This window comes from Bifidobacterium sp. LH_230 (assembly GCF_056357555.1).
In genome coordinates, this window is sequence record NZ_JBKEWJ010000038.1 from 1 (window position 1) to 12,703 (window position 12,703).

Annotated in this window: 12 protein-coding genes; all 12 read left to right on the top strand. The window is 61.6% G+C overall.

The window, feature by feature from the left end:
* Positions 1-153 precede the first annotated feature (153 nt).
* The 12 genes from AC1A0G_RS12035 to AC1A0G_RS12090 all read left to right on the top strand — a co-directional run bounded on the left by AC1A0G_RS12035 (position 154) and on the right by AC1A0G_RS12090 (position 12,625).
* A complete protein-coding gene (locus AC1A0G_RS12035) occupies positions 154-672 on the top strand; it encodes a hypothetical protein (RefSeq protein WP_476529990.1) in 519 nt (172 codons plus the stop codon).
* A 100-nt stretch (positions 673-772) separates the two neighbouring features.
* A complete protein-coding gene (locus AC1A0G_RS12040) occupies positions 773-1,027 on the top strand; it encodes a hypothetical protein (RefSeq protein WP_476529991.1) in 255 nt (84 codons plus the stop codon).
* Positions 1,003-1,443, top strand: coding sequence for a DUF5361 domain-containing protein (locus tag AC1A0G_RS12045; protein WP_476529992.1), 441 nt, complete (start codon positions 1,003-1,005; stop codon positions 1,441-1,443). Before AC1A0G_RS12040 ends, AC1A0G_RS12045 begins: the two co-directional genes overlap by 25 nt.
* Positions 1,444-1,459: 16 nt before the next feature.
* Positions 1,460-4,324, top strand: a complete 2,865-nt coding sequence (locus tag AC1A0G_RS12050) for a phage tail protein (RefSeq protein WP_476529993.1) — start codon at positions 1,460-1,462, stop codon at positions 4,322-4,324.
* A 2-nt stretch (positions 4,325-4,326) separates the two neighbouring features.
* Positions 4,327-5,166 (top strand): hypothetical protein, encoded by an 840-nt coding sequence (locus AC1A0G_RS12055; RefSeq protein ID WP_476529994.1) that lies wholly within the window; start codon positions 4,327-4,329, stop codon positions 5,164-5,166.
* An 18-nt stretch (positions 5,167-5,184) separates the two neighbouring features.
* Positions 5,185-7,281, top strand: a complete 2,097-nt coding sequence (locus tag AC1A0G_RS12060) for a phage tail spike protein (RefSeq protein WP_476529995.1) — start codon at positions 5,185-5,187, stop codon at positions 7,279-7,281.
* 12 nt (positions 7,282-7,293) lie between these two features.
* Positions 7,294-8,613, top strand: coding sequence for a hypothetical protein (locus AC1A0G_RS12065; protein WP_476529996.1), 1,320 nt, complete (start codon positions 7,294-7,296; stop codon positions 8,611-8,613).
* Between the two features lie 6 nt (positions 8,614-8,619).
* A complete protein-coding gene (locus AC1A0G_RS12070; RefSeq protein ID WP_476529997.1) occupies positions 8,620-8,961 on the top strand; it encodes a hypothetical protein in 342 nt (113 codons plus the stop codon).
* A 71-nt stretch (positions 8,962-9,032) separates the two neighbouring features.
* Positions 9,033-10,232, top strand: coding sequence for a GH25 family lysozyme (locus AC1A0G_RS12075; RefSeq protein WP_476529998.1), 1,200 nt, complete (start codon positions 9,033-9,035; stop codon positions 10,230-10,232).
* 64 nt (positions 10,233-10,296) lie between these two features.
* Entirely contained in the window at positions 10,297-10,581 is a 285-nt protein-coding gene (locus AC1A0G_RS12080; RefSeq protein ID WP_476529999.1) for a hypothetical protein, read from the top strand.
* Between the two features lie 114 nt (positions 10,582-10,695).
* Entirely contained in the window at positions 10,696-11,355 is a 660-nt protein-coding gene (locus AC1A0G_RS12085) for an SAM-dependent DNA methyltransferase (RefSeq protein WP_476530000.1), read from the top strand.
* Positions 11,348-12,625: an Eco57I restriction-modification methylase domain-containing protein gene (locus AC1A0G_RS12090; protein ID WP_476530001.1), complete on the top strand. Its 1,278-nt coding sequence runs from the start codon at positions 11,348-11,350 to the stop codon at positions 12,623-12,625. Before AC1A0G_RS12085 ends, AC1A0G_RS12090 begins: the two co-directional genes overlap by 8 nt.
* Positions 12,626-12,703 lie beyond the last annotated feature (78 nt).

Below are 12,703 nucleotides of genomic sequence, written 5' to 3' on the forward strand. Positions count from 1 at the left end.
GAACCGGCGGCAGCGCCGCCATCGCCACGCCCCTCGACCACATCGTCGTTCTTCAAGGTCACCATCATTCAATCCTTCCAGAATGGCAGCCCATACACAAACAATTAGACACCCTCCGACACGAGCGACATCAACGCCTTCGGCGGCGACCGGGTGCTCTCCATCGTCACCAGCCGCGCCGAAAGCTTCCAGTTCGGCATGATCGAGACCACCGAGGACACCCTCGCGCTCGTATACGGGCCGGACAACGTGACCGTCATCGGCGAGGGCGCGAAGAAGACCATCACGGTCAAGCACAACGGACGGAGCGGCCCGCTGCTGCTGCTCGTGTTCGAGTTCGCCATGACCAACAACCGGGTCAAGCGCATCGTCGTGCCGCAGGGCAAGATGGGCGAGCTCGACGACGTGGAATACACGGACGGCGACCCGATCACCTACACGCCCACCATCAACGCCCTGCCGGACGCGGACGGCAACACGGCGTACGAGTACATCGCCTACGTCGCCGCGGCCGCCGATGACCCCACCGCACAGGGCGACGAGCCGGCCGCGTTCACCGACGAGACCGTGCCCTCTCTGGCGAGTGCGCAGAAGGCGGCGGCCAAGACGACCGTCAAGGTCGCAAAGACCACGGCCCGCACGGGCAAAAACGCGGCGAAGACCGCGAAGTAGCCGGATCGCATTCGCCGCCCGTGCCGGGACCCCCGTCGTGTCCACTGGCACGGGCGACCCCTTCTCCCGGACACGACGCCAATCATCGAAGGACACGACAATGGCAATCATCATCAACGACTACCAACCGACCGGTGCCGAAACCATCGAAGTCCAGTTCCCCGGATCCAGGACCCGCTACAAGGTCAAGTCCTCCGAAGGGCTGACGCTGGGCGACCTGCGGCGCATCACCGCGGGCGACATCAAAGCGTTCTACGAGCTGTTCCCCGAAGAGGCGCGGGACGAACTCGACAAACTGCATCCGCAGCAGCTGAACGACTTCATCGAGGCATGGGCCGGGAACCCAAAAGACTAGCCGCGGTCCTGTGGCTCATCGACAACCACAGGGACGAACTCGAATACGAACTGATCAAAGCGGGCGTCCGGCTCAGATGGCTGGGATGCCCGCTGCTGTCATGGAACGACATCTACCTCATCGCCGTCAATTGCGAGGCCGGATCCCCTCTCGCCAAGGCGCTGGACAGGCGCATGGCATGGAGACCGATCGACTTCTGGATGCGCAGCATCGAATACAGCCTCAGATGGCTCGTCTGGGCCAAGACCAAGGACGGACAGAAGGGACGGCGGAAGCCCAAACCCGTGCAGCCTCCCGGAGCAGCCGCCCATGACCCCAACCATCGCGACGTGGTGCGCAAGGGCGATCTGATCGGCATGGACAAACGCATGCTGCGCGACTACCTGAACAGGCCACGACTCGCGGTCAACACATAACTGAAGAGAGGCGCCAATGGCATCGCTTGCTACCGCATGGGTTGACATAGTTCCCCGTTTCAAGGACCTCAGTTCAACCCTCCGCAAGGAGTTCGGCGGCATCGATGCCTCAGGCGTCGGCAGCAAACTCGGCTCACAGCTCGGCAGCGGGCTGGCGAGCGGCGCAAGGGCCGGCGGAACCAGACTGACGACCATGCTCACCGACGTGACCAAGAGCGCCGCCACCGGGTTCGGCAAGATCGGCAAGATCGGACTCGGCGCCGTCAGCACCATCGGCGGCGGCATCGCGGCGTTGGCCGCCAAGGGCGGCTTCGCCCGAGCGCTGAACATCGAGAACGCGCAGGCCAAGCTCAAAGGCCTCGGACACAGCGCGGAGTCCATCGCGGAAATCATGGCGAACGCGAACGCGGCCGTCAAGGGCACCGCCTACGGGCTCGACGAAGCCGCCACCGTAGCCGCCAGCGCGGTCGCCTCAGGTATCAAACCGGGCGAACAACTCACCAAGGTGCTCAAGACCGTGGGTGACACCGCGCAGATCGCCGGAATGGGATTCTCCGACGCGGGCGCGATCTTCACGTCCGTCATGGCCCGCGGCAAGCTGCAGGGCGACGACATGCTCCAGCTCACCTCGCGCGGCGTGCCCGTCCTGCAGGCGCTCTCGGACCAGCTGGGCGTCTCCGCGCAGGACGTGTCCGGCATGGTGTCGGAGGGCGAGGTCGATTTCCAGACGTTCGCCACCGCGATGGACAGGTACCTCGGCGGCGCCGCGCTGGCGGCCGGCGAGACCTTCAGCGGCGCACTGTCCAATGTCAAGGCCGCATTGAGCCGACTCGGACAGAAGGCCGCGACCCCCGCACTGAACGCGCTGCGCGACACGTTCAACGTGCTCACCCCAGCCATCGACAAGGTGAACACCGCGATACAGCCGTTGGCCGACCAGCTCGGCAGCAGACTCGCCGGCGCCGTCAAGACAGTCACCCCGTGGATCCAGCGGTTCGCAGACGGCATGGAAGACGGCTCGATCAGCATTCAGGACATCGCCAAACAAGTGGGGCTGCTCGTCGGTGCTTTCGCCGGATTCACCGCGATAGGCCAATACGGCCCCCAGATCCTCGACGTGTTCACCGCAGCCGGAGACGGAGCCGGAAACCTCGTTTCCGCAGTCACCGGCAACATGGATACCATCAAAGGCGTCGTAAGCGGCGCGGGCGGAATCTTCTCCGACCTCGGCACCCGGTGGGGCAACGCACTGGGGCTCGTGGACGCGAACTTCGGCGGCATCTTCGGTCTCATGTCCAACCGGGTCAAGAGTGGCCTGAGCGGAGTGGGCTCGACCCTCGTCGGCATGTTCGACAGCAGGATCTACGTGCCACTGCAACAGGGCATCGGCGGCATCGGCTCGAAGATCGCCGCACCGTTCCAAGCCCTCGCCGGCAAGGTCGGCGGGTTCCTCTCGCCGGTCACATCGGCGTTCGGCACCGCGTTCCAGGGCTTCGGCAGCACGCTGGCCGGCCCGATACAGTCGGGGTTGAGCGGCATCGGGAACATGTTCCTGAACTTCTTCAACCCGGCCAACTTCCTCAAATACTTCGGCATCGCCGCCATCATCGGCGCGCTCGTCGTCGCCCTGGGCGCGTTGAACGAAAGCCTCGGCGGACAGTTGCAGACGCACGTCACCGAGTTCCTGACCGTCAAACTGCCCGACTACATCACCGAGTTCCAGAACTGGGTCACGACCCAGCTGCCGGTACTCATGCAATCCGGCCTGACGCTGCTCACCTCGGTATTGCAGGGCATCACCCAGAACCTGCCACAGATCCTGACCGTCGCCGCCGACATCCTCACCTCGCTGGTGGACGGCATCGCCAACGCCCTGCCCACGTTGCTGCCGATCGCGCTGGAGATGATCCTCACCTTGGTGCAGGGCATCATCGACAACCTGCCGAAGATCATCAACTCCGGCCTGAACCTTCTGACGAAGTTCGTCGAAGGCATCCTCAACGCGCTGCCCAAGCTCATCGAGGCATTGCCGAAGATCATCACCGGGTTCGTGGACGGCATCCTCGCCATGCTCCCGCAGATCCTGACGACCGGCGTGGAACTGCTGTTGAAGTTCATCACCGGCATCATCGACGCGATACCGCAGCTGGTGGCCGCGCTGCCGCAGATCATCAGCGGGTTCATCAACGGCATCGGCAAGCACCTGCCACGCATCATCGAAACCGGCCTGACCCTGCTGGGCAAGCTCGTAGTCGGCGTCATCAAGGCCATCCCGCAGCTCGTCGCGGCCCTGCCGCAGATCATCAAGGCCATCTGGGACGGGCTGACGAACGTGGACTGGGGCGGACTCGGCCGCAACATCATCCAAGGCATCAAGAACGGCCTGATGAACGCCGGCAATGCCATCAAGGACGCGATAGTCGGACTCGCGAAATCGGCGTGGAGCGCAGTCAAGAGCTTCTTCGGCATCGCATCCCCGTCCAAGCTCATGCGCGACACCGTGGGCGTCATGGTCGGCCGTGGCCTAGCCAACGGCATCATCGAATCCACGAAAACCGTCACCGACGCGGCGACCAATCTGAGCGGCAGCGCGTTCGATGCGTTCGACAAGGCGGCCTATGGGAAGACGTTCGATTTCGACGGCACCATGCAGTTGACGAACGTAACCGGCCCGACGGAGCTGACGCATGAGGCAGTCGCCCCATCCACTCTTGAGGACAAATCGGCGCAGCTCACCAAGGACGACATCATCCAAGCTGTTGCCGAAGCGCTTCAGACCATGCCCGCCATGCGTCTATTGCTCGACAACGGTGTGATGGCGGGGCAACTCGCCCCGGCAATCGACAAAGCACTCGGCAACAGAAAGGCACGCGGGTACTGAACATGAACCGCATCCGCGGCCTACGGCTTGACCAAAGCCACCTGACCATCGACGGCAAGCACCTCTCCGATTACTCGGTGTTCACCGTGACGGACGGCATCACCATAAATGAGGCAAAGCCCGTCACCTCGTTCCAATCCGCTCCCGGCCACTCCGGTGGCTGGGATATGACCTTGGACGATCCGCATGGGTATCCCGCAATCGAACGCCGTGAAATCACCATCCGAATCGCAGCCACCGGCGACCCCTTGGAAATCGAGGAAGCCAAAGCCCTTATCGGAGGCGACAACGGCCGCAACGTGAGCGTCGGAGGATTGACCACACTCGGCGAATACCGAGGACGCCTGAACGTCGGCGAATGGGAAGACCAATACGACGCCGCCGGAACCGTCCAATGGAGCATCTGCCCGCTCACGTTGGACGCGGAACCCTACGCCTACGGCACAGAACAGCGCATCAACCTCGCATTGGATGGCAAAGCCACACGCGCGCGGATCCTCGGTAACCGCCCCGCGCCACCTGTGTTCCACCAGCTCATTGACGAAAAAGTCGATGACGTGACGCCGGCAGTCGCCACGCACACGTTCACCGCGAACGGGAACACCATACATGTGGCGAACACACTCACCGGTGCCGGCCTGTGGGATCCCCCTCATCCGCTGATTATCGACTGCGAGCGCCATCGCGTCACGTGGCAAGGAGAAGAGCGCGCCATCGCCATAGACGACGACTATCCGACCATGCCGCCCGGCCCCGTCACCTTCAGCGGCACTGTAAGCCCGAAGACCAACGTGAGGAAGTACACGCAGTACGTCACCTACACGCCTCGGTGGCTCATATGACCGGAAAGGAAACCACTCATGCGTTTCGCGTGCTTCGACCGGTGGGATGAACCCAAACCCGACCTGACTGGCATCACCGCAGCCACATGGACGACCGGCGTGGATGGCACCCGTACACTCGAAGTCACCGCCATCGGTGAAAGCGCCATCGGCAAGGGCGACCGGCTGGTGTTCAAGGATCCGCGCGGCATCGTTCAAGAGACCATCGTGGTCTCGCCTGAGCATCGGCGCGAGGAATCCCGAGTCATCACCAGCCTCGTATGCAAAGGCAGCATCGCCGAGCTCGATGACACGTTCATCGAGGACAAGCGCAACCGTTCCGCCACCGCCGTGCAATGTCTGTCAAAGGCTTTGGAAGGCACGCGGTGGACGGTCGGCACCGTGGAAGGCGACGGCACTGCGGACCTGAGCTTCTACCACATCAGCGCGTTGGAAGCCGTGGAAGACATCGCCGACACGTTCGGGCTGGAGATTACGGCCAGTTACCTCATGGACTCGGCGCACACCCGCATCATCGACCGGGCCATCAACCTCGTCAAGGCGCAAGGCGACCAGGCCAGCGGCATCCCACGCCGCTTCGAGTACGGGCACGACCTCAGGGGCATCACGAGAACCGTGGACGCCACCGGCGTCAAGACCCGACTCTATGGATATGGCAAAGGACTGCCCACCACCGATGACGACGGCAACGAAACCGGCGGATACGGACGCCGCATCGACTTCAGCGACATCAACAACGGCAAACCGTATGTGGAAGATCTGAACGCCACCGCACTGTGGGGATTGCCCGGCCCCGCCATAAGCAGCATGGGCAAGGACCTCGTCATGGGCGGCGGCTTCGAGAAGCAGTACGGCGACGGATGGCTGTTCAGCCCGACCGGCGCGTTCCTCGACGCGCTCGTGAAGAAGGACGGCACCGTCAACCCGCACGAGGGCAAGATCATGCTGCGCATGGGCACCGACACCAACACATGCGCCAAGGAGGCATGGAGCGACTACATCGACGTCAAGGGCGGCCGCGAATACCAGCTAGGCGTATGGACATGCGGCGCGGCGGCCAATCGTTCGCTTGACATCAACATCACGCAGAACGTGACGATGTACCCGACCTCCACCATCACCTTGGACAATATCCCCAGCTTGCCCAACTGGGCATGGTCGGTCCGCCGGTTCACCGTCAACAAGAACACGTCCGCTATCCGCATCCGATTCCTCAACCCCACCGGAATCTTCTACGTGGACGACGTGACCCTCACCGAAGTCACCACCACCAGCATCCATCCGGCCGAAGGCATCTATGAGAACGGCGACTGCGAGGACAAGGCCCAGCTGCTCGCCGAGACCAAGGCCGAACTGAAGCGGCGCAGCACGCCTACGGTCAGCTACGAGGCCGACGTGCTCACCTTCGCCCGAGCCGGCATGAACACCAGCGGCGTCGCTTTAGGCGACCGCGTGCTGCTCGTGGACACCACCTTCACGCCAGACCTGCGCCTGACGGGTCGCGTACTCCAACTCGAAGAGGATCTGCTCGATCCCGCCTTGTCGGTCATCACCATCGGCAACATCATCGAACGGTTCACCGCCTCCAGCCGCAGCGCCGAGCAGCGTCTCGACCGGGTGGTGGCGAACGCGGCCGCATGGAACACCAGCAGCCAGCAGATCACGCAGAACGCCTCGAAATGGGATCAGGTCGCCCAGACCGTCGTGGACAACAGCAATCGTTGGAACACCGCGGCAGACACCCTCGATACCAAAGCCTCCGACTGGAACGATGCCGTCTCAACCCTGGACTCCAAACAACCTTCATGGGACGACGCCGCGGAAACCGTGAACGCGAAGAAAGACGAATGGACCACGACGGCGGAAACCCTCGCATCCAAGCAAGACGACTGGGACACGGCCGCACAGACCGTCACGGGGAAAGCCGCGACATGGAACGCCGCGGCCGTCACCGCCGCCAACCATGCCCAAGTCATCCGTCAATCGACCGGCGGCGTCACCTTCCACTACGGAGATCTCGCCATCACCCTGGACGACACAATCAGCCTGACCGACGCCTCGGGAACGTGGACGTTCACCGATGGCGCGTTCGTCAAACAGGCCCCAACCGAGTAAGGAACCACCCGCATGGCCGGATATGAAATAGCGCAGTACAGAACCATCGAGACCACGCTCGACCTCGCCAACGACTACACGCCCCCGATCAGGCTCAACGCCGGCGACGTGGACGGGCGCATCCTCAAATTCAACATCACGGACGGCGGCAACGACGTGGACGACCTCAACGGCCTATCCGCGAAGCTCACATGGAACCGAGACCCCACAGACCCGACCAGCGGCGGCGGGTACGTGGATATGACTAAGACCGCCGGCACGGACAGCCCGACCGGCGTGTATCAGGTCAGCTTCACCGCGCCGGTACCGCGCGCACTATTGCAGACAGCCGGCGAGCGCACCGTGGTGGGCATCGACATCGAGGATGCCGATTGGCACGTGATCGCCAGCCGCAACGTCCCCGTCATCGTGGAGCCGGCCCGTCTGAATCCGAAGGCGTCGGAGATCGCGGATCCGCTCAAGGACCTGCATGAGACCATCGACCGGGCGCAGGAGCTGATCGATACCGCGAGTATTGACATCGGCACCGTTACGACGCTCGCGCCTTCCAAGAAGGCTACGGGAGCATTGACCGGCACCGGATGGAAGCGCAAGCTCAATCTCGGCATCCCACGTGGCAGCAAGATCAGCAGCGTGACCGCCACCGCGCTCGACACTGCCACCCCCACCGTGAACACCAGCACCGACGCAAACGGTGATACCGTCATCGCGCTCGGGCTGCCGCGCGGCAAGCAGGGTGAGAAAGGCGACAGGGGCGAGAAAGGCGATCCCGGTGGGTTGACCGATCTGCCCGTCGCGACGGCCACCGTGCTGGGAGGGGTGAAGATCCCGGCCACCTCCGAAACGCAGCCGCTGTCAGTCGCCGCGGATGGCACGCTATCGGTCAAGCCGGCCAGTTGGGACCAGAACGGCATCGTCACCGCGTCCCAGATCATGAGCCTTGCCTCTCTGAACGAAGCCCAAAGCATCGAACAGACCTATGGCACCACCGTGCAATTCGTGATCATATCCGCTTACCTGTATGCGGACGAAGACGCATTCTTCGGCGCGCAAGACAATACATTGCAACAGCCCTTCAACTGCGTGCTCTATCACAAGGGCATGGCCGGCAACTTCACCGAGTTCTCGTTCCATCTGCGCCGTGCGGCCGATACGACCGGCATCCTGCCGTATAAGCACCTATACGTGGTGGACATCACCGACAAGAAGCTCCACAGTCTCACCTGCACTATGGAGGTCAGCAGCGTGAACCCCAAGGCCCTGTTCATCACCCTCGATACGGGCATCGCCATCAAGGACGGCAATCTTTATGGCCTCCGATTCACGAAGTAGGCTGCCATGAATCTCACCACCACGCATCCGCTGATTCTCATCGTCTGCACGGTCATCGGCAGTGGAGCCGCGACCACGTTCGTCACGTGGCTGCTGAGCCGCCTTGACAGCCGGAAGGACATGGAGCAGGCCATAGCCGAATCCACGACCATCCGACGATTGGAACTGGAGATCTACCGGCAAAGCCTGTTCCTGCCGACCATGAGCCGTATGCAGCACGAACACCAGCTCGATGCCGGCAGAGCCTACGTCGAACGCGGCGGGAACGGTGCGGGTCATGCCCGCTACGAACAACTGAACGACGACTACAGGCATCGGCTCGAAGCCGATGACTGGGTCTACCCATAAACAACCACGATCCAAACGGAAGCCCTCGCGATGACGCGGGGGCTTTCCTGTTCTGGAGGGAAGGGGCAATCATGCCCAAACTCAAGAAACAACTCATGGCGGTATCCGGCATCCTGCTCGCCGCATGTCTGGCCGTACCGTTGGCGATCGCAGACATGCGAGGCATCGACGTATCCAGCTGGCAGTCTCCGACAGTCACCTGCACGGCTGACTACGATTTCGCCGTCGTCAAGGCCACGCAGGGCACCGGCTTCACCAACGGCTACATGACCTCTCAGACCCGATGCATCCAACAGCGGGGCAAGAGCCTGGGCTTCTATCACTACGCGGGTGGCGGCAACGCCACGGCCGAGGCCGACTATTTCGTGAACACCGTCCGCCCCTACGTCGGCAAGGCCGTGCTCGTGCTCGACTGGGAGGGATACCAGAACGCCGCATGGGGCAATTCCAACTGGGTTCGAGTGTTCGTCAACCGAGTCCACGACCGAACCGGCGTGTGGCCGCTTGTCTACACGAGTGCCGCCTACCTGTATCAGATCCCCGCGGACGTACGTTCCCACTGCGGCCTGTGGGTGGCCCAGTACGCCTCCAACGCGGCGACCGGATACCAGTCCCGCCCCTGGAATTACGGCAAGTACGGCGAAGCGATGCGCCAGTACACCAGCAACGGCTGGATCAACGGGTACAACGGCCCATTGGACCTGAACTATTTCCGTGGCACACGTGAGCAGTGGAACAAGTATGCCAACCCCAGCGGCAACGCTTCCACTCCGGCTCCGGCTCCGCAACCGTCCACACCGAGCGTGGACTATGATGCGCTGGCGACTGCCGTGATCCGCGGCGACTATGGCAATGGTGACGCTCGGCGAGCCGCATTGGGGGTGAACTACGACCGTGTGATGCGGATCGTCAACCAGCGTCTCGGCGGATCCACCACAAGCGCTCCGGCACCAGCCGTGAAAACGGTGAGCGTCATCGTGCGTAGCGGCGACACCATGTCCGGCATCGCAACCCGCACCGGCCTGTGGCCCCTGTCCGCATGGCATGTCCCCAGCGGCAACGTGAACCTGATCTATCCGGGCAACGTCGTCACCTATCGTGGCGCCAGCTCCGGCACCGGATCCGCTGCGACGACAGTGCGCGTGCATGTCGTCAAAAGCGGGGAAACGCTGAGCGGCATCTTCGGCGCGTCCGGCTGGCAGCGCGTCGCGCAACTCAACGGGCTCGCCAACCCGAACCTGATCTATCCCGGTCAGCTACTCCGCTACTGACCTTCACCAATGCCCCGGCATCATGCCGGGGCTTTCTCTGATTCACCTACAGGAAGGAACAATCATGGATATTTCCGCAGCGACCACCCTCGCCGCAGCCATCGTCGCCCTCGTCGCGCCCGCGCTGATTCAGGCGTTCAAGAAGTACATCCCCGCCGACTACGTGGGCCTTACGTCCCTCGGAGTGAGCGTACTGCTCGGCGTGCTCGCCATCGCGGCCACCAACGGCTTCCACGGATACGGATGGGGCATCGTCCTCACCGGCGTGGTCGGCGTTGCGCAAGCCGTCTACACCTTGGTGAACCAAGCGTTCAGCGGCAAGCTCAGCAAAGACAATGTTGCCGAGTGAGACCGCTATTACCGGCACCCTGTCGCCACTTCTGGCGACAGGGTGCCGGCTTTTTCTATATTTCCCGGAAACATCCCGTTTTGCCCGTAGTATGGAACCTTAAGGAGGTTCCCAGTGGCAGCACAGGTCAAGTCGAAACAGCGCGTCGAGGAGCACGGCGAGGTCTTCACCAACGAGCGTGAGGTCAACGCCATGCTCGATATGGTCAAACAGGAGACCGAACGCATCGACAGCCGCTTCCTCGAACCCGCGTGCGGCGACGGCAACTTCCTGTCCGAAGTCCTGCGCCGCAAGCTCGCTGTGGTCGGCGACCGTTACGGCAAGAGCCAGCTGGAGTACGAGCGGTACGCGTTCGTGGCCGTGTCTTCCATCTACGGTGTGGACATCATGGCGGACAACGTTGAGGAATGCCGCGAGCGATTGTTCGGCATCGTGAAGGACGAATACGAGCGGCGTTTCAAGGCCGAATGCCGCTCCGAGGTGCTGGATTCCATCCGGTATCTGCTTTCGAAGAACGTTCTGTGCGGTGATGCGCTGACCCTGACCGACAGCAAGGGCAAGCCGATCGTGTTCCCCGAGTGGTCGCTGGTGATGGGTAGCAAGGTCAAGCGACGTGACTTCACGTTCGCCGCGTTGCTGAACGTTTCGACGCAGGAGCCGACGTTCGACATGGTGATGGACGAGATCGATGAGGACGAGATGGGCAAAATCATTCCCAAGCCCATCAAGGAGTATCCTCTGATGAGTTTCCTGGAGGTGGCCAAATATGAGTAGCCGACTGAACTTTGGTGAGAAGTCGTACAACCCAGACGTGTTGTCATGTCTGGCGAACCTGTCGAACGATGAGGTGTTCACGTCTCCGCAGCTCGCCAACAAGGTACTAGATCTGCTACCCGAGGAGATCTGGACGGATAGCACGGTCACGTTTCTTGACCCGTTCACCAAGACCGGCGTGTTCCTGCGCGAAATCACCCGACGCCTGCTGATTGGTCTGGAGCCGGAGTTCCCGGACTTACAGGAGCGTATCAACCACATCCTGAACTATCAGGTGTGGGGCATCGCCATCACTGAGCTGACCGCGCTGCTGTCACGCCGCACCCTGTACTGCTCGAAGAAGGCCAACGGCAAATACTCCATTGACTCGCTGTTCGACGACCCGGATGGGCATATCCGTTACAAGGCCATCGAGCACACTTGGGACGGCAAGAACTGCGTCCACTGTGGAGCTGCCAAGCAACAGTACGACCGCGGCAGCGAGCTGGAAAGCTACACATACGAGTTCATTCACACGTATTACCCGGAGAGGATCTTCAACAACATGCAGTTCGATGTCATCGTCGGCAATCCGCCTTATCAGCTCAGTGATGGTGGCGGCACGGGATCCAGTGCAGTCCCGCTGTATCACAAGTTCGTACAGCAAGCGAAAAAGCTGAATCCGCGTTACTTGTCAATGATTATTCCGGCCCGATGGTACTCGGGCGGGCGCGGGCTGGACGAGTTCCGCTCGGAAATGCTCGATGACAAACACATTCGAGTATTGTGCGATTACCAAGATTCTCGTGATTGCTTCCCCGGAGTAGATGTTGCAGGCGGCGTGTGCTATTTCCTCTGGGATAGAGACAATAAGGGATCATGTCGGGTCAGGACAATACATGGTACCGAACATGAAACATCTGTGCGAGATCTTAACGAGTTTGACGTCTTCGTAAGGGACAACACCTCTGTTGACATTATTCACAAGGTGCAGTCACAGATGACCGACTCGTTGGCTTCGGTCGTTTCCAGCAGGAAACCTTTTGGAATTGAGTCAAAGGTAACCAGCAAGAAAGGTGACCTTAAACTCTTTTCCAGCCGTGGAGACGGAAAAATCGAGAGAGTGAAAGTAACTGCTGGCATCCCGCTTATCCCTAAGTGGAAAGTGTTGCTGTCCAAGACTTCTAACGATCATGCTGGGCAGACTGACAAGGACGGTAAGCGTCGCATTTTTTCGAGGCTTCTGCTGTTTTCGTGGGTTAGTTTGTTGGTGTTGGTAGTTGGATGTTGAGTCCGCCGCATCGGAGCATGACGAGGCTGATGAGGTTGGTGACGTGGTGGAAGCCGTAGGCCATGCGGATGGTGACCT